This is a genomic window from Nonomuraea sp. NPDC050383 (assembly GCF_044459125.1).
In the GTDB taxonomy this organism is placed as follows: domain Bacteria; phylum Actinomycetota; class Actinomycetes; order Streptosporangiales; family Streptosporangiaceae; genus Nonomuraea.
The window spans coordinates 725313-746083 of the sequence record NZ_JBITIP010000002.1; the positions used below are offsets into that span (position 1 = coordinate 725313).

Genomic DNA, 20771 nt, shown 5'->3' on the forward strand with positions numbered 1-20771 from the left:
GATGCGATGACTGTCTCGGTCCTGGGGGTGCGCCACCACGGGCCCGGGTCGGCGAAGGCCGTGCGAGAGAAGCTGCGGCGGCTGCGGCCCGACGTGATCCTCGTCGAGGGGCCGCCGGAGGCCGACCCGCTCGTGGCCCTGGCCCCGGAGCTGGAGCCGCCGGTGGCGTTGCTGGCGCATGTCCCGGGCGCGCCGTCGAGCGCGGCGTTCTGGCCGTTCGCGCGGTTCTCGCCCGAGTGGCAGGCCATCCTGTACGGCACGGCACACGGCGTTCCCGTACGCTTCTGCGACCTCCCGGCCGCGCACTCGCTCGTCGGCCCGGCTCCCGGCACGGTCCCGGCCGTCGGCGTCGGTCCGGCCCCTGGCCCAGGTTCGGCCCCTGGCCCAGGTTTGGCTCCCGGCACAGGGCCGGCCCATGACGCAGGTCCGGTCCCTGGCGCGGGCGGGGGTTCCGGTGCCGGCGCGGGGGCGGGTGGCGGTGAGGTCGCGGACGTGCCGGGGGACGCCGGCGCCACGCCCGTGGAGCTGCGGGTGGATCCCATCGCGACGCTCGCCCTCGCCGCCGGGTACGACGATCCGGAGCGCTGGTGGGAGGACGTCGTCGAGCATCGCGGCGACACCCCGTTCGAGGCGATCGCCGAGGCGATGGCCGCCGTCCGCGAGGGGCACGTCCCCGACCAGCGGGAAGCCCGCCGCGAGGCGTACATGCGCAGGATCCTCCGGGCCGCGCTCAAGGAAGGGCACCAGCGGATCGCCGTCGTCTGCGGCGCCTGGCACGTCCCGGCCCTGACCGGGCCGCTGCCGCCGGTGAAGGCCGACGACGCGCTGCTGCGTGGCCTGCCCAAGGCGAAGGTCGAGCTGACGTGGGTGCCGTGGACGTACGGGCGGCTGGCCTGGTGGAGCGGCTACGGCGCGGGCATCGGGTCGCCGGGCTGGTACGACCACCTGTTCGCCGCGCCCGACCGGCCCGTCGAGCGGTGGCTGGCCGCGGCGGCCGGGGTGCTCCGTGACGAGGGCCTTCCGGTGTCGTCCGCGCACGTCATCGAGGCGACGCGGCTCGCCCACGGCCTCGCCACGCTGCGCGGACGCCCCCTGGCCGGACTCGGCGAGGTCACCGAGGCCGTCCGGGCCGTGTTGTGCGAGGGCGACGAGCCGGCCGTCGAGCTGATCCAGCGGCGCATGGTCGTGGGGGACCGCCTCGGCCATGTCACCGACCGCACGCCCATGGTGCCCCTTCAGCGCGACCTGCGTGACCAGCAGCGGCGGCTGCGGTTCAAGCCCGAGGCGATCGACCGGGACGTGACCCTCGACCTGCGCAAGCCCCTCGACCTCGAACGCAGCCACCTGCTGCACCGGCTGCGGCTGCTCGGCGTCGGCTGGGGCACGCCGGGGGAGTCGCGGGGGAAGGGGACGTTCAAGGAGACGTGGAGACTGCGGTGGCGGCCCGAGTTCGACGTCACGCTGATCGAGAGCGCCGCGCTCGGTGTCACGGTGGCGGAGGCGGCCACACAGCGTGCCCGTGACCTGGCTTCGGGCGGCGGCGCGTCTCCGGGGGGCGCGTCTGCGGGGGGCGGGTCGGCGTCCGGGGGTGGCTCGGGACCTGGGTCCGGCTCACGACCGGGCTCCGGCTCCGGCTCCGGCTCCGGTTCCGGGGCCGGTTCCGGGGTGGCGGTGTCGTTGGCCGATCTGGCGGATCTGGTGGAGCGGTGCCTGCTGGCCGAGTTGCCGGACGCGCTGCCGGAGGTGCTGGCCGCCCTCTCCGCCAGGGCCGCTCTCGACACCGACGTCACCCGCCTGATGGCGGCCCTGCCGGCGATGGCCCGCGCGCACCGCTACGGCGACGTGCGGGGCACTCCGGCCGAGGGGCTGGCGGTCATCGTCCGGTCGATGCTGGACCGGGTACGCGTCGGGCTGCCGGCGGCGGTGACGGGACTGGACGACGAGGCGGCGGCCGCGCTGCTCGGCCACATCGACGCGGTGCATGCGGTGGTCGCCCTCCTCGAAGCCCCGGCCGCACCACCGGGCGGCGCGGCCTCGGGTGGCGGCAGCGGTGACGCAGGGGCGCCAGGTGTGCGGGGGCGCTGGTTGCGGACGTTGCGGAGTCTGAGCGAGCGGCCCGGCCTGCACGGGCTGATCGAGGGCCGGCTCACCCGTATCCTGCTCGACGCCGGTGAGCTGGACGACGCCGCCGAGCGGATGTCCAGGGCGATGTCGAGCGGGCACCCGCCGGCCAGGGCGGCCGCGTGGGTCGAGGGGTTCCTGGCGGGTGGTGGGCTGCTGCTGGTGCACGACGCCCGGCTGCTGGAGCTCGTGGACGGGTGGCTGACCGGGCTGTCCGGCGACCAGTTCACCGGCGTGCTGCCGTTGCTGCGCCGCACGTTCGGTGGCTTCGCCGTACCGGAGAGACGGGCGATCGGGGAGCGGGTCCGGTCCGCCGGGCGGCATGAGCGGCGGACGGAGCGGGACGTGGACGAGCGGCGGGCGGCGCCTGCGGTCGCCACCGTGCTGGCGATCATCGGGCGAAGCGTCGCCGGACGAGGCGACCTCGACAGAGGCGGCACCGATCTCGGCAGAGACGGCACCGATCTCGGCAGAGACGGCACCGGAGGAGGCGGCACTGGAGGAGGCGGCACCGGAGGAGCTGGAGGCGGCGGTACCGGAGGAAGTCGTGTCGGGAGCGGGAGCGGGCATGGATGAGCGGATGCGCAGGTGGCGCATGGTTCTGGGTGGTGGGGGAGCTGACGGCACCGGCGTGGCGCTGGAGGGGGCCGACGCGGCGATGGACACCGCGCTGGCCGCCGTGTACGAGCGCGACGGCGGCCTCGGCGCCTCCGCGCCGCGTGTCGCCCGCTGGCTGGGCGACATCCGGACGTACTTCCCCTCCACGGTGGTCCAGGTGATGCAGAGGGACGCCATCGAGCGGCTGGACCTCACCCGGCTCCTCCTCGAACCCGAGATGCTGGAGGCCGTCGAGCCCGACGTGCACCTGGTCGGCACACTCCTCGCGCTGAACCGGATCATGCCCGACCGGGCGCGCGAGTCGGCCCGCGCCGTGGTCCGCAAGGTGGTGGGAGAGCTCGAACGCAGGCTGGCCCGGAAGACCAAGGCGGCCGTCACCGGCGCGCTCGACCGCTCCGCCCGGACCTACCGGCCGCGCCGGGCCGCCGACATCGACTGGGACCGGACGATCCGAGCGAACCTCTCCCACTACCTGCCCGAGCACCGCACAGTCGTGCCGTCGCGGCTGGTGGGACACGCCCGGCGGCAGCGGGCGGTGCGGCGTGAGGTGGTGCTCTGCGTCGACCAGAGCGGCTCGATGGCGGCCTCGGTGGTGTACGCGAGCGTGTTCGGGGCGGTGCTGGCGTCGATGCGGTCACTGCGGACGTCGCTGGTCGTGTTCGACACCGCCGTGGTCGATCTGACGGACCGGCTGGACGACCCGGTGGAGCTGCTGTTCGGCACGCAGCTCGGCGGCGGCACCGACATCAACCGGGCCGTGGCGTACGCCCAGGGGCTCATCACCCGGCCGGCCGGCTCGATCTTCGTGCTGGTCAGCGACCTGTACGAGGGCGGTGCCCGGGACGAGATGCTGCGCCGGGTCGCCGCGATGAGCCAGGCCGGCGTGCAGGTGGTCGTCCTGCTGGCGCTGTCGGACGAGGGGGCGCCGTCGTACGACCACGACAGCGCCGCCGCCCTCGCGGCGCTGGGTGTGCCCGCCTTCGCGTGCACGCCCGACGCGTTCCCCGAGCTGATGGCGGCCGCGCTGGAGGGCCGTGACCTGGGCCACTGGGTGGAGAGCCACACGTCCTGAGCCTGATGTCGAAACCAGCAGGCGCCGGGAAGGGCCCTGTCCCCGGACGGGCGGGCGTCAGTGGCCCGGCCCGCCGGGGAGGGCGCGGCGCGGGAGGAGGAACGACAGCGCCAGCGTGAGCCCGAGCAGGCCCACCTCGGCCCACACCGTGGCCTCCATCGCCGGCCCGAAGCCCCACTGGCTCTTGAGCAGGTGGAAGAAGAACGTGCCCAGGACGGCGGTGCCGAGCGCGCCCCCGAGCTGCTGCACGGCCGTCAGCGTGCCCGAGGCGGAGCCGGACTCGTGGTTGTCCACGCCGGCGAGCACGATGTCGAAGAACGGCGCCATGACCATGCCCATCCCGACGCCGGCGACGGCGAGGCCGGGGGCGAGCTGCCACGGCGAGAGGTCCAGGCCGGTGAGGTGCACGGTCACGGCCAGCACGGCGGCTCCGGCGGCCATGACGACGGCGCCGATCTGCAGCAGGCCCCGGCCGAGCCGCTCCTGCAGCCCCGACATGGCCAGGCCGAAGCCGGCCACCGCGCCGAGCGCCTGCGGCAGGGCGGTGAGCCCGGCCTTGAGCGGGCCGTAGTGGAGGCCGACCTGGGTGAAGAGGGTCAGGACGAGGGCGAAGCCCATGATCCCGGAGAAGAACGCCAGCCCGGCGGCCAGCCCGCCGCTGAAGGCCCGCTTGCGGAACAGGCTCGGCGTGACCAGCGGGTCCTTGCCGCTCCTGGCCCGGCGCGACTCGAACACGCCGAAGACGGCGAACATCACGGCGGAGCCCGCCATCGAGACGAAGGTCCAGGCCGGCCAGTCCAGCTCGGGGCCCTGGATGAGCGGGTAGATCAGCAGGAACGCGGCCACGGACACGAGCAGCACGCCCACGAGGTCCAGCCTGGTGGCGCTGGTGAGCCGGATCTCCGGCAGGTACCTCATCCCGGCCACCACCGCGGCCAGCCCGAGAGGCAGGTTGATCAGGAAGATCATGCGCCAGCCCGCGCCGAACAGGTCCGCGTCGACCAGCCATCCGCCCAGGATGGGCCCGCCCACCGACGAGATCGTCATCACGGGCCCGAACGCGCCGAACGCCTTGCCCAGCTCCTCCGGCGGGAACATCTCCTTGATCATGCCGAGCCCCTGCGGCAGCATCACCGCCCCGAACAGGCCCTGCAACGCCCGGCCCGCGATGAGCAGCTCGGGACTCGTCGACAGGCCGCACATCAGCGACATGACCGTGAACCCGGCGGCGCCGATCAGGAACATCCTCCTGCGGCCCACCAAGTCCCCGAGCCGCCCGCCGGTGATCAGGCCGATGGCCATGGCCAGCGTGTAGGCGGCGCCGAGCCACTGCACGAGGCTCTCCTCGCCGCCGAGGTCCTGGCGGATGGTGGGGGCGGCGATGGTGGTGATGAGGGCGTCGAGCATGTCCATGACCTCGGCGGCCAGGATGACGGCGAGGGCGGGCCAGCGCCAGCGGTGCGGCTGGAAGCCGGTGGTGGCCTCCGAGGTGGTGACGGTCATGGGGGGACTCCTTCTAACACCGTTCGGATCTACGAACACCGTTCGTCAACGAGCACTGTTCTATGGGCGAACAGTGTTCGTGTCAAGTACAGTGTTCGTCATGCGAAGCCGGAACAGCGACGATGACGGCCCCGACGTCCCTGTGCCGCCCTGGCGCAAGGCCCGCAAGCAGCCGCAGCCGAGACTCCAGCTCAGCCGGGAGCTGATCGTGGAGACCGGGCTGCGCATCCTCGACTCGGAGGGGCTCGACGCGCTCAGCATGCGGCGGGTGGCGCAGGAGCTCGGCACCGGCCCCGCCTCGCTGTACGCGCACGTGGCGGCCAAGGAGGAGCTGCTGGAGCTGATCTACGACCGGGTGCTCGGCGAGGTCGTGCTGCCGGAGTACGACCCCGCCCGCTGGCAGCCCCTGCTGCGCCGGTGCGCGCTGGAGATGCACCGCGTCATCCTCGCCCACGCCGACGTGGCCCGGGCGGCGCTGGCCGGCGTCCCCACCGGGCCGAACGCGATGCGGGTCGCCGAGTACATGTTCGGGCTGCTCATCGACGCCGGCATGTCGCCGCGCGACGCCTCGCTGGCCTTCGACCGGATCGTCCTCTACGTCTGCGCGGACGCCTTCGAGGGGTCGCTGCACTTCTCCCGGATGAAGGCGGTGGGGGCGTCGAGCCTGGAGGAGTTCTTCCACACGTACGTGTCGCACATCGAGGAGTACTTCGGGTCGCTGCCGCCGGAGCGGTACCCGCACCTGAGCGAGCACGCGAAGGCGCTGGTGGAGGACGACGGCGAGACGCGCTTCCGGTACGGGCTGGATCTGATCTTCGACGGGCTGGCGGCGCGCATGCCGCGGTGATCTCCCCCGGGTGGGGGAGCGGGCTCCCCTCGCGAGGTGACGCGGGCCGGGACGTACGCGTGTGTGATCGTGGACGCCGCCGCACCCGTCCCCGAGGAGCCTCCGTGACACCCCGACCCCCGGCCCCCGTGCCCCGCGCCGCCGTGGCGTGGGGCCTCCTGTACGCGGCGGTCCAGAGCGCCTGGGCGGTCACCGGCACGACCGTGCCGCTGACCCCCGAGGTCGCCTACCCGCCGGCCGCGCAGTTCCTGCTCGCCGCGTTCGCCCTCGTGGCCGCCGTCGCCTGCGCGGCCGTGACCCGCCCGCTCCGCCACCGCGCCAGGGTGGCGGCGACGGCCGTACTCGCGGCGGCGCTGCCCGTGTTCGCCGCCGGGGCGCTCAGCCTGCCGGTGCACCTGGTCACGCTGCTGTCCGGTGCGGGCGTGGAGAGCGCCACCGGCCTGGCCTGCGTGCTGCTCGACGCCGCCGGCGCCGCCGTCCTGGCGCACGGCCTGACGACCGGTCTGCGCCGCCTGCGGGGCAGGTGCGCCCGCTGCGGCCGGGCCCATCCTCACGCCGGCGGCGGCCCTCTCACCCACCCCGGCCCGTCCACCGCGACCCGCCGCACCCGGACGGCGGCCGCCCTGCTGCTGTGCGGCGTCCTGCCGTGGGCCGGGGTGAAGACGATCTGGACCCTGGGCGGGGACGCGCTCGGCGTCACGGCCGAGAGGTGGCACGCCGCGAACGCGGGCGCGTCCGGCGCGGCCCGGGCGCTCGCTTCGGTGGGCGTCGACGTCACCGTGCTCGCCGCGCTGCTCGCCGTCGTGCTGACGCTCGGCCTGCTGCACCGCTGGGGAACGGTCTTCCCCCGGTGGACGCCGCTGGTGGCCGGGCAGCGGGTGCCGCGGACGCTGCCGCTCGTCCCGGCCTGGGCGGTCGGGACGGGGCTGGCGGCGTACGGCTCGCTGCTGGTGGTGTACGCGTCGCTGCGCGCCCTCGGCGTGCTGCCCTCGGCCGCGTCACCGGACGGGTTCACCCGCGCGGGGCTGACCTGGATGATCCTGTTCGGCGGGCTCGCGTTCGCCGGCCTGGGTTACGGTCTGCTCCTGTCCGCCCGCTCGTACGCCGCCCGCACCCGCCCCGCCTGCGCCCCGCCGCCCGCTCCGGTGGCCGGAGGTCCCGGGAGAGCCGTCGTACGTCCTTAGGCCCAATTGCCTAGGACCCGCGCCCGATGTGCCCCGGCGTCCGGAACCCTAACGTTCCGGATATGACAACGACTCTTGAAGCTCCGGCCCCCGCCGGCGTGGTGTCCCCCAGCTACCGGGCGGTCAGCGTCGGCCTGGTGGCCCTGATCATGCTGGTGGCGTTCGAGGCGATGGCGGTGGCCACGGCCATGCCCGTCGTGGCGCGCGAGCTGGGCGGCATGTCCCTGTACAACCTGGCGTTCAGCGCCACCCTGGCGGCCAGCGTGATCGCGACCGTGCTCGGCGGGCGGTGGAGCGACCTGCGCGGCCCCGTCGCGCCGCTGACGGCCGGAGTGGTCAGCTTCGTGGCCGGCCTGCTGATCGCCGGGCTGGCGCCGACGATGGAGGTGCTGGTCGCCGGCCGGTTCGTGCAGGGACTCGGGGCCGGACTGGTCCAGGTGTCGCTGTACGTGCTCGTGGCGCGGGTCTACCCGCCGGCGATGCACCCGAAGGTGTTCTCGCTGTTCTCGGCCGCGTGGGTGGTGCCGTCCATGGTGGGGCCCGCGATCGCGGGGCTCGTCGTGGAGAACGCCGACTGGCGGTGGATCTTCATCGGTGTGTCGCTGATCGTGGTCCCCGCCGCGCTGCTGCTGTGGCGCGGCATCGCGGGCCGCCGCCTCGGCGCACCGGCGGACGCCGCACCGGCGGACGGCGGCCGGTCCGCGACCGAGCCGGCCGCTCCCGCCCCGCGCCTCGGCGGCAAGCTCGTGTGGGCCACGCTGACGGCCGTCGCCGCCGCCCTCATCCAGTACGGCAGCGCGCTCGAACTGGCCGGGCTGCCCCTCGTCGCGGCCGGCGTCGTCCTGCTCGCCGTCAGTCTGCCCAGGCTCCTGCTGCCTGGCTCCCTGCGCGCCGCCCGCGGCCTGCCCAGCGCCCCCGTGCTGCGCGGCCTCGCCTACGGCGCCCTCATGGCGACCCAGGTGCTCATCCCCCTCATGCTGAGCAGCGAACGCGGCGTGTCCCCGACCGGCGCCGGCATCGTGCTCACGATCGGCGCCCTCGGCTGGTCCACCGGCTCCTGGATCAAGGGCCGCGGCGTCATCGGCAACGTGGCCGCGGTCCGCGGCGGCGCGGCCCTCATCGCCGTCGGCATCGCGCTCGTGTCCCTTGTGCTCGTCGATGCCGCGCCGCTCGCCGTGGCCCACGTCGCCATGGCGATCTCCGGCCTCGGCATCGGCATGCTGCACCCGACGGTCTCGGTCATGGTGCTGGAGATGTCCCGGCCGGGCGAGGAGGGCGGCAACACCGCCGCCGTGGGCGTCGGCGAATCCGTCTTCACCGTCGTGGCCGTGGCCGGCGCCGGAGCGCTGTTCACCGCCACCGGCGAGTCGTACCTCGTGGGTCTGGCGTTCACCTTCACCCTCGCCGTCCTGGCGGTCGTGGTGGCTCCCCGTTTTGCCCAGTCCGCGAAGGCAGGCACTATGGAGGGGACCGCGTCATAAAGGGGGGCACATGCCGCGAGTGCGGGAGCTGGAGGTCTTCCGGATCGTTCTGCCGGTCGGCAGGCGGTCCGAGAGCCTGCTCGTCAAGCTCACCGACTACGCCGGCATGACCGGGTGGGGGGAGGCCCTCGCCCCGGGAGGGAAGACGTTCTCCCGGCTGGAGGAGACGCTCGGCGCCCTGCTGATCGGCGTCGACTGGGAGCACCCCGACGCCCTGCCCGGCAGCGACCCGGCGGTGGACATGGCCTGCTGGGACCTGTGGACCCGGATGCGCGGCGTCCCGCTCGCCCACGCGGTGGGCGGCACCCGTACCTCGCTGATGGCCACCGTCCGGCTGTCGCCCGACACTTCGGTCGAGAACCTCGTCGCCCGCGTCAACCAGCAGGTCTGCGCCGGGTACGGGCACGTCACGCTGGACATCCGCCCCGGCTGGGACGTCGAGCCGGTCCGGGCGGTACGGCAGGCGTACCCTGCGCTGACGCTCGCCGTCGACGGCGCGGGAGCCTACACCGAGGAAGGCCAGCTCGTCGCGCTCGACTCCTACGGCATCGAGGTCATCGAGCGGCCGTTCGCGGTGGGCGACGTCAACGCCCACGCCTCGCTGCAGGACCAGGTGGCCGCGTCGGTCGCCGTGGAGGTCCGCTCGTCGGCCGAGCTGGACGACTTCCTCACGCTGCGCGCGGCCCGCGTGCTGCTGCTGCGGCCCACGGCGTTCCCGTCCCTCACCGAGGCCCGGCGCGCGCACGACCGCGCCGCGGCGGCCGGCTGGGACATCCAGTGCGCGGGCGGCCAGGGCGCCGGCCTGGCGCGGGCCGCCACGGTCGCGCTGGCCAGCCTGCCGGGCTGCACGCTGCCGTGCGACGTCACCCAGCCGCCGCGCAGCAACCAGATCGTCACGCCCATCGTCGGGGCCAACGGGGGCGTCGTCGCGGTCCCGCTCACCCAGCCGGGCCTCGGCCACACCATCGACGAGCCCCGCGTCCGCCGCCTGTCGAAGGACCACTTCCTGGCGTGACCCCGCCGTGACCCGCCCGCCCTACCTTGATCGCCGACGGGTGGCGAGGGAGGGGTGGGCGTGGAGGACGTTCCGGGGCTCACGTGGTGGCGGGTCCAGTCGTTGTGGCTGATGTGGGGACGGCCGTCCTACCCGTCGGCGTCCTGGTCCAGGTACGCGCTGGGCGTCGCCCTGACGGCGGCGGTGAGCGCGGGGGCGACATGGGGCTTCTTCCAGCTCGACGGGTTCGGCCTGCCCGTGGCCGCCGAGGTGGCCATGTTCGTGGTGGTCGGTGCCCTGGTGCTGGCGTTCGCCGTCCACTACCGGCCGACGCGGTATCGCTGGCGCAACCCGCGCCTGCCGATGGATGACCCGGCCGGGCTGCGTGTCCTGGTGGCGGAGGCCGCGGAGCTGGCGGGCTGGGACAGGCCGTTCCCGGTGGTGCGGCTGAACGCCTGGGCGAAGGTGATGGTGTGGCGCGGCCGCCTCCGGGGCGAGGTCATGCTGGGTGTGCCGTTGCTCCTGGGTCTGACCAGGGAGGAACTGCGGGTGATCCTCACGCGGGAGCTCCTTCTGTCCCGCACGGTGCCGAGGCACGCGATCCGCCTGCTGGCCCTCAACTCCGACGACGTCGGGAGCGCGGCGCGGGGCGAGCCGTCACCGTGGCGGCCCTGGCTGCGCTCCCACGCCTACAGGATGCGCCACGACCTCTGGAAGTCCACCGCGGAGCTGGTCGGCGGCGCCGAGGTCCTGGAGCGCGCGATACGGCGGGAGAACCTGATCGGTCAGGCCTTCGTCTGGCACCTCCAGCGTTACGTCCTCCGCACCCCCACCCCCACCTTCTTCACCGACGTCTACCGCTCCTTCCAGCGGCTGCTCACCGAGGACGACCTGCTGACGAAGATCGCCCCGGGATGCGACGCGTACACGGTCGAGGAGCTCGACGAGCACGAGCTGAGGCTGGTGGAGGAGATCGGCTGGAAGCCGGGCCGGGCCGTGGATCCCGTCGCCGAGCCGGCGCTGACCGAGGTGCCCGAGGAGACGGATCGCCGACTCGGCCGGGTCCTGATGCGCCACTACCTGAACGAACGCGGCCTGCGCCCCACAGCGCACTCGCTGGCCGACATCACCGACGACCAATGGCTCTTCTACCACGAGGACCAGCTCGACCGGCTCCGCGCCGCCGCCCGCGCCCTGCTCGGCGACTCCCACACGGTCACCGACCTCGTACGGCTCGCCCAGGAGGGAAGGGCCAGGGAGCTGGACTGGTGGCACGTCAAGACCGTGTGCCCCCACCCGTCCCGCGCCGTCTGCGTCCTGCTCCCCGTCCTCCAGGACGGCCTGCGCCGCCAGGGGTACACCCACGCCGACCACTGGCGCCAGCGCGTGCTGACCGGCCCCGGGGGTGACGTGGTGGACGTGGTAGAACTGGCCGCGGAGATCGCGGGAGGTGACATGTCGGCCAAGGACCCCGACGAGGACGCGCGCCGGCTGGCCGCCGAGTCGCTGGCCGGGGGCGACGCCACCGGCTGGTTCGAGCGCCTGTACGCCGGGTCCGCCGCCGGGGAGGCCGTCGTCCCGTGGGACTCCGGCGGCCCGCACCCGCTGCTCGTCGGCTGGACGGACGGGCGGAAGCCCGAGAGCGGCGACCCCGCGCCCAGGGCGCTGGTCGTGGGCGCCGGGCTGGGCGACGACGCCGAGCACCTGACCGGGCTCGGCTACGACACCACGGCGTTCGACGTCAGCGAGTCTGCGGTGCGCCTGGCCCGCGAGCGCTTCCCCGGCACGGCCGTCGCCTTCCGCGCCGCCGACCTGCTCGACCCGCCCGCCGAGTGGCGCGGCGCGTTCGACCTGGTCGTGGAGGTCATGACCGTGCAGGCGCTGCCCGAGCCGCTGCACGAGCAGGCCATCGCGCGGGTCGCCTCCTTCGTACGGCCCGGCGGCACGCTGCTGGTGATCGCCTCGGGCCGCGACGAGGGCGACCCGGTGTTCCCGCCCCCGTGGCCGCTGACCCGGGCGGAGATCACCGCGTTCGCGACCGGCGGCCTGGCGGTCGGCGAGATCGAGGACCTGCGCGAGCCCGGCCGCCGCCGCTGGCGGGCGACCTTCCACAAACTCGCGATCTAGGAGGCCACGGCGGCGTCCAGCAGCAGGGACCCGGCGCCCAGCAGCGCGGCGTCCCGCCCGGCCCGCGCCGGCGCGATCTCCAGGTCGCGCGTGGCCAGCGGCAGGCACCGCTCGTACACCGCGGCCCGGATCGAGGTGATGAGCGGCTCGGCCGCCGAGAGGCTGCCGCCGACGACCACCACGTCCGGGTTGAAGAAGTTCACGAGCACGGTGAGGACCTCGCCGATGCGGCGGCCCGCGTTGCGCACCATGCTGGTGGCCTCGGGCACGGCGTCGTTGACCAGGTCGACGATGCCGGAGGTGTGCTTCACCTCGACGCCCGCGTCGGCCAGCGCCGCGCTGAGGGCGGCGCCGCTGGCGTACGCCTCCAGGCAGTCGGGGTGGCCGCAGGCGCAGATCACCGACGAGTCGGAGCTGACCCGCACGTGGCTGATGTCGCCCGCCGCGCCCCGGCCGCGGTGCAGGCGGCCGTTGACGATCACGCCGCAGCCGATGCCGGTGCCCACCTTGAGCACCATGAGGTTGTCGCAGCCGGGCCAGGAGCGGGCCTCGCCGGCGGCCATGAGGTTGGCGTCGTTCTCCACCAGGACGGGCAGGTCGTAGCGGGCGCGCAGGTGGTCGGCGACGGGGAAGTCGTTCCAGCCGGGCATGCGCGACGGCGTCACCACGCGTAACGTCGCGGGGTCGACGGGGCCCGGCACCCCGGTGCCGACGCCGCGCAGCGGCACCGACGGCGGCACGCGCTCGGCCAGCAGCCGGTCGAAGGCGTCCGACAGCAGGTCGAGCGTCGCCTCGGGGCCCTCGGCGATCTCGCACGGGACCTCCTCGACGACCAGCGGCGCGCCGCTGAGGTCGAGCAGCCCGAGCCGGGCGTGGTGGGCGCCGAGGTCGGCGACCGCGAGCACGCCGGCCGTCGGCGACAGGCACAGGCGGCGCGGTCTCCGGCCGCCGCGCGAGGTGCCGGAGCCCTCCTCGACCAGCAGTCCGGCCTCGATGAGCTCCTCGACGCGCAGCGACACGCTCGACGCGGCCAGCCCCGACAGGCGGGCCAGGTCGGCGCGCGACTCGGCGCCGCCGGTGGCGACGAGCCGTAACAGGTCCCCCTGTGCCCCCTGCACGGGCAGCCGCTGCTTCATGGGAGATGCATACCATCGATCTACTTAGGCCAGCAACGTATTGACTTCCTCCGAAATCCACCATTACGGTCCCCTTTATCTTCGACATCGAAGGAAGTGGACGCTCATGAAGAAGATGCTCGCAGTCGTCGCCGCATCTGTGTTAGGCCTGGCGGCCTGCGGCGAGACGAGCAGCCCCGCCGTGCCAGCCGTGCCCGGCGAGTCGAAGACCGCGACCGACGTGCTGGCCAACGCGCCCGTCGCCGAGGCGGCCGACATCCTGCCCGGCTCGACCATGGAGAAGATCAAGCAGCGCGGCGAGCTCCTCGTCGGCGGCTCGCTCGACGCCCCGCTCCTGTCCCAGCAGAATCCCGGCACGGGACAGGTCGAGGGCTTCGACGCCGACCTGGGCAAGGCGCTGGCCAAGTACATCCTCGGCGAGCCGAAGGTGAAGATCGTCAACTCGGCCTCGGAGACCCGGGAGGCGCTGCTCGCCAACGGCACCGTGGACGTCGTCTTCCAGACGTACACGATCACCGAGGAGCGCGCGAAGCAGGTCGCGTTCGCCGGCCCGTACTACACCTCGGGCCTGACGATCGCCGTGAAGAAGGGCACGTCCGGCATCACCAAGCCGGAGGACCTGAACGGCAAGAAGGTGCTCGCGGGCGCCAACACCCCGGCCATCCCCGCGATCAAGAAGCTCGCGCCGCAGGCCGAGATCATCACCTTCGGCAGCGACCCGGAGTGCGTGCAGGCGCTCAAGCAGGACCGCGGCGTCGCCTACGTCCAGGACGAGACGCTGCTGATCGCCGACGCCAAGAAGGACCCCTCCATCCAGATCGTCACCAAGCCCTTCACCGTCGACCCGTACGGCATCGGGCTCAAGCACGGCGACGACCAGATGAAGAAGTTCGTCAACGACTGGCTCGGCAAGATCCAGTCGAACGGCGTCTGGCAGGGCATCTGGAAGAACTCCATCGGCACCGTCGTCACCGGCGACGCCCCCCAGGCGCCCAAGATCGGGTCCGTGCCGGGGTCCTGATGTCCGTCATCCTCGATCACCTGCCCGAGCTCTGGCAGGGCCTGGTCGTGACACTCCAGCTCACCGCCGCGTCGTTCATCGGCGCGGCGGTGCTGGGCGTGATCGTCACCGCCCTGCGCGTGAGCCCCGTGCGCGTGCTGCGCGCCATCGGCACCGCCTACGTCGAGACGTTCCAGAACCTGCCGCTGCTGGTGCTGCTCGTCCTCGCGGTCTTCGGCCTGCCGGAGATCGGCATCCAGGCCGACCTGCTCGTGACGGCCATCGTGGTCATCGCCGTGTACGAGGCGGCCTACATCGGCGAGGCGCTGCGCTCGGGCGTCAACGCGGTGTCCAAGGGGCAGGGCGAGGCGGCCCGCGCGATCGGGCTGACGTTCACCCAGTCGCTGCGGCACGTGATCCTGCCGCAGGCGCTGCGCACGGTCGTGCAGCCGCTCGGCAACATCTTCATCGCCCTGACCATGAACACCGCCCTGGCCGGCGCGGTCGGCGTCATCGACCTGACCGCCGCAGCCAACCGGGTGAACCTCGTCGAGGCGCAGCCCATCCCCATCTTCGTCGGCGCCGGCCTGGCGTACGCGGTGCTCGCCGCCTGCGCGGGCCTCCTCACCGGAAGGCTGGAGAAGCGGCTGGTGATCCTGCGGTGAACACCTCCACCACCGTCCTGTTCGACGAGCCCGGCCCGCGGGCGCGGCGGCGCATGCGGATCGCGACCGTCCTCGGCGCCCTGGCCGCCGTGGCGCTCGCCGTGCTCGCCGTCCGGCAGTTCGCCGCCAACGGCCAGCTCGACGCCGCCCGCTGGCAGCCGTACACGACCTGGCCCATGTGGCGGTACATGCTCAACGGCCTCGGCTCGACCGCGCTGGCCGCCGTCGTGTCGGCGGCCCTGGCCATGGCGTTCGGCCTCGTGCTGGCGCTCGGCCGGCTGTCGCACCGGTCGTGGGCCCGGGTGCCCGCCGCCGGCTACGTCGAGGTGGTCAGGACCGTCCCGGCCCTGCTGCTCGTGTACGTGGTGCTGTTCGCGCTGCCCCGCTACGGCCTGGACCTGCCGCTGTTCTGGAAGCTGGTCGTGCCGCTGAGCGTGTCCCACGCGGCGTCGTTCGCGGAGATCTTCCGCGCCGGCATCCTGTCCGTCGAGCGCGGCCAGAGCGAGGCCGGGCTGGCCGTCGGGCTGACCCCCGGGCGCACCATGCGCCTCATCGTGCTGCCCCAGGCGGCCCGGCGGGTGCTGCCCTCCATCGTCAGCCAGTCCGTCGGCCTGCTCAAGGACACCTCCCTCGGCTTCGTCGTCAGCTACACCGAGCTGCTCTACAGCGCCAAGGTGCTGGCCAACTTCAACGGGCTGCTCATCCAGACCTACATCGTGGTCGCGCTCGTCTACCTGGTGGTCAACATGTCGCTGTCCAAGCTCGCCCGCGCGCTGGAGGCCCGCCAGCGCGCCGTCCCGCGAAGGAGAATCGCCCGTGCCTGAGGCAGCAGTGCCTGGTCTCGCCGTCCTGGCGGAAGTCGTCCGATCCGGCTTCACCGAGAGCGTCCACTACGGCAGCGCCGTCGGCCTGGACCCGTCCGGCCGCGCCGAGGTCGCGCTCGGCCCCGTCGACGCGCCCGTCCTGCCCCGCTCGTCCGCCAAGCCGTTCCAGGCGCTGGCCTGCCTGACCGCGGGCGCCGCGCTGGCCGGCCCGCGCCTGGCCATCGCCGCCGGCAGCCACACGGGCGAGGACTTCCACGTACGGATGACCGGCGAGATCCTGGCCGACTACGGGCTCGGCTTCGACGCCCTGGCCTGCCCGCCGTCCTGGCCCGAGGACCAGGCCACCGCGCACGCGCTCGTCAGGCAGGGGCTCGGCCCGTCCCGCGAGCGCATGAACTGCTCCGGCAAGCACGCCGCCATGCTCGCCGCCTGCGTCGCCAACGACTGGGACGTGCCGTCCTACCTGTCCGCCGACCACCCCCTCCAGCAGCGGGTCCGCTCCCTCACCGAGGAGCTGGCCGGGGAGAAGGCCGCGCACGTGGCCGTCGACGGCTGCGGCGCGCCGCTGTTCGGGCTGTCGCTGACCGGCCTCGCCCGCGCCGTGCGGGCCATGGTGACGGCCGACCCCGGCAGCGGCCCGCGTCAGGTCGCCGACGCCATGCGGCAGCATCCCGAGTACGTCGGCGGCACCGGCCACCAGAACACCGAGCTGATGCGCGCCCTGCCCGGAGCCCTGGTCAAGGGCGGCGCGGAGGGCGTGCTCGTCGTGGCGCCGAGCTCCGGGCACGCGGTGGCCGTGAAGGTCATCGACGGCAGCCCGCGCGCCACCACGGCCGTCGCGCTGGCCGTCCTGCGGCGCATGGGGGTGGACGTGTCGGGGGCCGAGGAGTTCGAGCGGGTGGACGTGCTGGGCGGCGGAGTCCCGGTGGGACAGATCGTCACGCCGCTCCGCAGCCCTCGGTGAGCGCCCTGGCCGGGGCGTCGGACGCCTTGGCGCTCGGACCGGCCTTGGGGGTCCTGCGCGCCTGGGGCGTCTCGGTGGCGAGCGGGGTCTGCGGCGTCCCCGTCGCCGCGACGGGAGTCGGGGAGGCCGCCTCGGTGGCCTCGGCCGCCTCGGCCGGGGCGCTCCGGGCGGACTCCTGGATCGCCTCCCGGGTGACCTGCCGGATCTTCTCCCAGTCGGGGTAGCCGGTGTTGATCAGCGGCGGCACGAACTGCACGCTGGTCACCTTGGCCTCCTTGACCCGCAGGGCCAGCGGCACCAGGTGCCTGAGCATCGGCCGCGGGATGTCGGTGCGGATCAGCTCCTTGGTGGCCAGCGCGATCCGGTTGAACCGGGTCAGCACGGTCCCCGGGTCGGCCTGCTCCAGCAGTGCCCCGATCACGCAGCGCTGGCGGCGCATCCGGGTGAAGTCGTCGCTGTAGGTGCGCGAGCGGGCGTACCACATGGCGTCGGCGCCCTTCAGCCGCCGCGTGCCGGCCTTGACCAGGCCCTCGTTGTACTTGCCGAACACCACGTCCTGCTCGACGTGGATGCGGACGCCGCCGATCGCGTCGATCAGCCGGGCGAAGCCCCACATGTTCACCAGGGCGTACCAGTCGACCTTGAGCCCGAGGGTGTAGCCGATCGTGTCCATCAGCACCCGGGGGCCCTGATGCTGCTTGCCGCCGAAGATCTCCGGGTGCGCGTCGGCGTACTCCCACACGCTGTTCAGCAGGTCGCTGCGGCCGCCGCCGGGGTCGGGCGGCAGCCGGAACCCGGCGGGGAAGCGCGCCGCCATCGGCGTGCCCGGCCGGAACCGGACGTCCTCCAGGTTGCGGGGCAGGCTGACGAGCACGGTGTTGCCCGTCTTCACGTCGACGCTGGCCACGTTCATGCTGTCGGTGCGCACGCCGATCCGGTTGTCGTCGGCGTCGCCGCCGAGCAGCAGGATGTTGACCCGCTCGCGGCCCGCCCACGGGTCCTGCGGGCGCGACGACTCCTGCGCCAGAGGTTCGGAGGTCTCGGGCGCGTCGAAGATGCCGTTGAGGGTCTCCTTCGAGGTCCAGACGTACTGCGCGACCAGCCCGAAGGGCAGCACCGAGGCGACCGCCAGCAGCCCCGCGAGCGTGCCCGTGAGGACCTGGCCCGCCTGGGGGAGCGCGCCCGGCCGCAGCACCACGAAGGAGTGAACCATGAGGAAGAACCAGGCCGCGCCCAGCACCGCCGCGCCGATCGTGATCGACATGAGCCAGGAGTCCTCGGCGGCCAGCGTGCCCAGGAGATTGTCGGTGGTCAGCGCCACCGCCAGGAGCGCCAGCAGCCCGGCGACGTAGAGGCTGAGCAGGGCGAGCCCGGTCCTGCGCCGGCCGGTGCGCAGATGCGCCGATCCGGGGGCCAGCGCCGACAGCGCGAGCCAGCCGAGGACGCCCCAGGCGCTCACCGGTTTCTTTGCCTGCCCCACGCCATCCCCGTTCCCCGTGAACCACACCGTAGGCCGATTCGAGGCGGCAGCCTACGCGTCGTATGCGAAATATCTCGTTATGCCGGAGTGAACATCACTAACCGATTCGCCGTCAGGCACGACCTCACGCCGGCCGGGCCCGTCGCGCGCGGCCGTCTCATGAAAGCGCCCCGCGGGCCATTGAAGCGCTCCGCCGGGCCGTGCGCCGCCATCTTTGCCATGAGCGGAGGGTCCGTCCAGGATGCCTACGAAGGGGGCGAAACCATATCGTGTCTTCCATGTACGAGATCACCGTTCTGCCGATGAAGCCGGACTTCGAGGGCGAGGTCGTCGCCACCCTGGTGTCACGGAGCACGGGCTCCCGCCGGGCGGTGCTGTACCTGCACGGGTTCACCGACTACTTCTTCCAGGACCACCTGGCCGAGCACTACGTCGAGCGCGGCATCGACTTCTACGCTCTCGACCTGCGCAAGTACGGCAGGTCCCTGCTGCCCCACCAGACCAGGGGCCTGGTCAGGAGCATCACCGAGTACTTCCCCGAGATCGACGAGGCCGTCCGCCTCATCCGCCGCGACCACGACGAGGTGACCCTCAACGCCCACTCCACCGGCGGGCTCGTCGCGTCCCTGTGGGCCGACCGGGTCCGCGGCCGGGGCCTCGTCCAGGGGCTCGTGCTCAACAGCCCCTTCTTCGACCTCAACGTGCCCACCCCGCTCCGCGTGGCCGCCGACCTGCTCAAGACGCCGCTGTCGTACAGCAGGAGGGCGCTGCCGCTGCCGCCCAGCACCGTGTACGGCCGCACCCTGCACCGCTCCGAGGGCGGCGAGTGGGACTACGACCTGGAGCTGAAACCGCACGGCGGGTTCTCCGTGCACGCCATGTGGCTCGCCGCGATCCGGCGCGCGCAGCGCCGCCTGCACGCCGGCCTCTCGGTGGACGTCCCCGTGCTCGTGCTGGCCTCGACCCGGGGGCTGCGGGTACGCGACTTCGTCCCCGAGGCCAGGTCGGCCGACATCGTGCTCGATCCCCGGCACATCGCCCGCTGGGCCACCTGCGTGGGCCCGCACGTCACGTGCGTGCGCGTGCCCGACGGGGTGCACGACCTCGTGCTGTCGGCCGAGCCGGTGCGCAGGCGGGTGTTCGCCGAGATCGACCGCTGGATGGACGCGTTCGTCCCGGCCGCGTCAGAAGGTCACCAGGGAAAGGCGAACAAGCCGTAGTAGGCCGCGGCCACCAGCAGCAGGCCCGTGCCGCCCAGCACGCCCGCCATCGCGACGTGCTGCCAGCGGTTCGGCCGCATCCCCTCGCGCAGCGCCGACACGACCGCCGCGACGGCGGTCACCTCCTGCGCGAGCATCAGCGCCGCCAGCACCCGCACGATCAGCCAGCCGGCCAGCACCGCAGGCCACGCCCCCGCCTGGTTCACGGCGAACAGCACCAGCACCGTGATGAACAGCAGCACCGACGCCAGCAGCCCCAGCCCCGTCCACGCCATCCGGGTCAGCCGGCGCCTGATCGGCGGCCACAGCCTGGCGTCCGTCTCGCCCAGCGCCACCGGGCCGCCGCGCAGCCGTACGAGCATGACGGCGACCGGGCCGGCCACGTAGCCGACGGCGGTCAGGCACAGCGTCAGCCCCAGCATCGCGCCGCCCGCGTACCACGGCGCGGCCGGCACGTCGGCCGCCTCGAACAGCTGGACCGGCGTCGCGCCCGCCAGGTGCACCGGCGGCACCGCCGTGCCGGGCAGGCCGCTGATCCAGTTGGCGAGGGTGTCCAGGTAACCGGGCGTGAACGGGCCGCCGTTGATCCGCATGGCATGGTCGCCGTGGGCCATGAACCGGATCGTGTAGCGGTCGTTGCCCGAGCCCGTCAGCGCCGTGGTCAGCGCCCGCGTCGACTCCACGAACGGGATGGACGGGTCCTCCGTGCCGTAGAAGGCCAGCACCGGCTGCCTGACCTGGCGCAGCGCCGGCATCGCGTCGTAGCGCAGGAAGTCGAAACCCACGCCGCCCATGGCCCGCGTCAGCAGGTCGCGCACCCCGATCGGCGCCCGCAGCCGCAGGAGCTGCTCGTTCAGCGCCCAGGCCACCTGGCGCAGCGGGGAGACGTTCGGCGAGGACACCAGCACCACGAACCCCACCGACGGGCTCTTCGCCGCCGCGATCGGCACCACCCAGCCGCCCTCGCTGACGCCCCACAGCCCGATCCGCGACGGGTCCACGTCCGGCCGCTTGGCCAGCAGCTCCACCATCCGCAGCGTGTCGTCGGCGAGCAGCCCGAAGTCGCGGTCCCGGAAGTTGTAGCCGACCGTCCGCTTGTCGTAGGCGAGCGTCACCACGCCCGTCCGGGCCAGGAAATCCGCCTGCGGCGCGAACTCCGTCCGCGACCCGTTGCCCGACCCCGACACGAACACCATCGCCGGATGACGGCCCGGCGTCAGCGGCGCCCGCACGGTGCCCTCCAGCCGCTGGCCCTCCGCCGGCACCGACACGTCCTCCACGGCGAACCGGGTGCTCTGCGCCACCGGCCGCAGCTCCTCGCGCGGCTGCGCCGGGATCGACCGGAACGCCTGGTCGGCCTCGAGCGGCGGGAAGTCGAAGGCGGGCGGGAGCACATAACCGACGCAGGCCAGAGCCACCAGCACCAGACCGGCGGCCACGCTCAACGTGCCACGGCCCGCGCCCATCGGCCTCCCCATGTGCGTTGGTTTGCCCGCTGATCTTCCAGCCTACTCCCGAGTCCTGTGGCGCATGAG

The 20771-nt window shown here is 73.5% G+C and carries 16 protein-coding genes; 12 read left to right on the forward strand and 4 right to left on the reverse strand.

The features are described from left to right. The first annotated feature begins 6 nt into the window (after positions 1-6). Both ACIBG4_RS08025 and ACIBG4_RS08030 read left to right on the forward strand, forming a co-directional pair. Entirely contained in the window at positions 7-2697 is a 2691-nt protein-coding gene (locus ACIBG4_RS08025) for a DUF5682 family protein (RefSeq protein WP_397201193.1), read from the forward strand. Then, entirely contained in the window at positions 2690-3811 is a 1122-nt protein-coding gene (locus ACIBG4_RS08030; protein ID WP_310716189.1) for a VWA domain-containing protein, read from the forward strand. Before ACIBG4_RS08025 ends, ACIBG4_RS08030 begins: the two co-directional genes overlap by 8 nt. Before the next feature lie 57 nt (positions 3812-3868). Here ACIBG4_RS08030 and ACIBG4_RS08035 read toward each other — a convergent pair whose 3' ends face one another. Continuing rightward, positions 3869-5314: a DHA2 family efflux MFS transporter permease subunit gene (locus tag ACIBG4_RS08035; RefSeq protein WP_397201194.1), complete on the reverse strand. Its 1446-nt coding sequence runs from the start codon at positions 5312-5314 to the stop codon at positions 3869-3871. Between the two features lie 100 nt (positions 5315-5414). Between ACIBG4_RS08035 and ACIBG4_RS08040 the strand changes: the two genes are divergently transcribed. The 5 genes from ACIBG4_RS08040 (at position 5415) to ACIBG4_RS08060 (ending at position 11947) form a co-directional block, all read left to right on the forward strand. Then, positions 5415-6161, forward strand: coding sequence for a TetR/AcrR family transcriptional regulator C-terminal domain-containing protein (locus tag ACIBG4_RS08040; RefSeq protein ID WP_397201195.1), 747 nt, complete (start codon positions 5415-5417; stop codon positions 6159-6161). A 104-nt stretch (positions 6162-6265) separates the two neighbouring features. Continuing rightward, a complete protein-coding gene (locus ACIBG4_RS08045) occupies positions 6266-7345 on the forward strand; it encodes a hypothetical protein (RefSeq protein WP_397201196.1) in 1080 nt (359 codons plus the stop codon). A gap of 62 nt (positions 7346-7407) precedes the next feature. Then, positions 7408-8826: an MFS transporter gene (locus tag ACIBG4_RS08050; protein WP_397201197.1), complete on the forward strand. Its 1419-nt coding sequence runs from the start codon at positions 7408-7410 to the stop codon at positions 8824-8826. Positions 8827-8836: 10 nt separating this feature from the next. Then, a complete protein-coding gene (locus tag ACIBG4_RS08055) occupies positions 8837-9841 on the forward strand; it encodes an enolase C-terminal domain-like protein (RefSeq protein ID WP_310716176.1) in 1005 nt (334 codons plus the stop codon). 60 nt (positions 9842-9901) lie between these two features. Next, positions 9902-11947 (forward strand): methyltransferase domain-containing protein, encoded by a 2046-nt coding sequence (locus ACIBG4_RS08060; RefSeq protein WP_397201198.1) that lies wholly within the window; start codon positions 9902-9904, stop codon positions 11945-11947. On the opposite strand, the gene ACIBG4_RS08065 is transcribed toward ACIBG4_RS08060, so the two are convergent. After that, on the reverse strand, positions 11944-13083 hold the full coding sequence (locus tag ACIBG4_RS08065; RefSeq protein ID WP_397201199.1) for an ROK family transcriptional regulator: 1140 nt from the start codon (positions 13081-13083) through the stop codon (positions 11944-11946). The genes ACIBG4_RS08060 and ACIBG4_RS08065 overlap by 4 nt on opposite strands. A gap of 106 nt (positions 13084-13189) precedes the next feature. On the opposite strand from ACIBG4_RS08065, the gene ACIBG4_RS08070 reads away from it, so the two are divergent. Genes ACIBG4_RS08070 through ACIBG4_RS08085 form a run of 4 tightly spaced genes read left to right on the forward strand, consistent with a single transcriptional unit; the run spans position 13190 to position 16536 of the window. Beyond that, entirely contained in the window at positions 13190-14104 is a 915-nt protein-coding gene (locus ACIBG4_RS08070) for a glutamate ABC transporter substrate-binding protein (protein WP_310716170.1), read from the forward strand. Further along, entirely contained in the window at positions 14104-14748 is a 645-nt protein-coding gene (locus ACIBG4_RS08075) for an amino acid ABC transporter permease (protein WP_310716168.1), read from the forward strand. The genes ACIBG4_RS08070 and ACIBG4_RS08075 overlap by 1 nt, the downstream gene beginning before the upstream one ends. After that, on the forward strand, positions 14745-15572 hold the full coding sequence (locus ACIBG4_RS08080) for an amino acid ABC transporter permease (RefSeq protein ID WP_397201200.1): 828 nt from the start codon (positions 14745-14747) through the stop codon (positions 15570-15572). The genes ACIBG4_RS08075 and ACIBG4_RS08080 overlap by 4 nt, the downstream gene beginning before the upstream one ends. Next, positions 15565-16536 (forward strand): asparaginase, encoded by a 972-nt coding sequence (locus ACIBG4_RS08085; RefSeq protein WP_397201201.1) that lies wholly within the window; start codon positions 15565-15567, stop codon positions 16534-16536. The genes ACIBG4_RS08080 and ACIBG4_RS08085 overlap by 8 nt, the downstream gene beginning before the upstream one ends. Here ACIBG4_RS08085 and ACIBG4_RS08090 read toward each other — a convergent pair. Next, entirely contained in the window at positions 16511-17995 is a 1485-nt protein-coding gene (locus ACIBG4_RS08090; protein ID WP_397201202.1) for an LCP family protein, read from the reverse strand. The genes ACIBG4_RS08085 and ACIBG4_RS08090 overlap by 26 nt on opposite strands. Positions 17996-18294: 299 nt before the next feature. Between ACIBG4_RS08090 and ACIBG4_RS08095 the strand changes: the two genes are divergently transcribed. Beyond that, on the forward strand, positions 18295-19236 hold the full coding sequence (locus ACIBG4_RS08095; protein WP_397201203.1) for an alpha/beta hydrolase: 942 nt from the start codon (positions 18295-18297) through the stop codon (positions 19234-19236). Here the strand turns inward: ACIBG4_RS08095 and ACIBG4_RS08100 are convergent. After that, on the reverse strand, positions 19209-20702 hold the full coding sequence (locus ACIBG4_RS08100) for an alpha/beta hydrolase family protein (protein ID WP_397201204.1): 1494 nt from the start codon (positions 20700-20702) through the stop codon (positions 19209-19211). The two genes, ACIBG4_RS08095 and ACIBG4_RS08100, sit on opposite strands and share 28 nt — an antisense overlap. Between the last annotated feature and the right edge of the window lie 69 nt (positions 20703-20771).

What these genes read in the sequence shown, in the direction of transcription:
- ACIBG4_RS08025 (WP_397201193.1), top strand. Translation starts at nt 7, where the DNA reads ATGACTGTCTCGGTCCTGGGGGTGCGCCACCACGGGCCCGGGTCGGCG.
- ACIBG4_RS08030 (WP_310716189.1), top strand. Translation starts at nt 2,690, where the DNA reads ATGGATGAGCGGATGCGCAGGTGGCGCATGGTTCTGGGTGGTGGGGGA.
- ACIBG4_RS08035 (WP_397201194.1), bottom strand. Translation starts at nt 5,314, where the DNA reads ATGACCGTCACCACCTCGGAGGCCACCACCGGCTTCCAGCCGCACCGC.
- ACIBG4_RS08040 (WP_397201195.1), top strand. Translation starts at nt 5,415, where the DNA reads ATGCGAAGCCGGAACAGCGACGATGACGGCCCCGACGTCCCTGTGCCG.
- ACIBG4_RS08050 (WP_397201197.1), top strand. Translation starts at nt 7,408, where the DNA reads ATGACAACGACTCTTGAAGCTCCGGCCCCCGCCGGCGTGGTGTCCCCC.
- ACIBG4_RS08055 (WP_310716176.1), top strand. Translation starts at nt 8,837, where the DNA reads ATGCCGCGAGTGCGGGAGCTGGAGGTCTTCCGGATCGTTCTGCCGGTC.
- ACIBG4_RS08065 (WP_397201199.1), bottom strand. Translation starts at nt 13,083, where the DNA reads ATGAAGCAGCGGCTGCCCGTGCAGGGGGCACAGGGGGACCTGTTACGG.
- ACIBG4_RS08070 (WP_310716170.1), top strand. Translation starts at nt 13,190, where the DNA reads ATGAAGAAGATGCTCGCAGTCGTCGCCGCATCTGTGTTAGGCCTGGCG.
- ACIBG4_RS08075 (WP_310716168.1), top strand. Translation starts at nt 14,104, where the DNA reads ATGTCCGTCATCCTCGATCACCTGCCCGAGCTCTGGCAGGGCCTGGTC.
- ACIBG4_RS08095 (WP_397201203.1), top strand. Translation starts at nt 18,295, where the DNA reads ATGTACGAGATCACCGTTCTGCCGATGAAGCCGGACTTCGAGGGCGAG.
- ACIBG4_RS08100 (WP_397201204.1), bottom strand. Translation starts at nt 20,702, where the DNA reads ATGGGCGCGGGCCGTGGCACGTTGAGCGTGGCCGCCGGTCTGGTGCTG.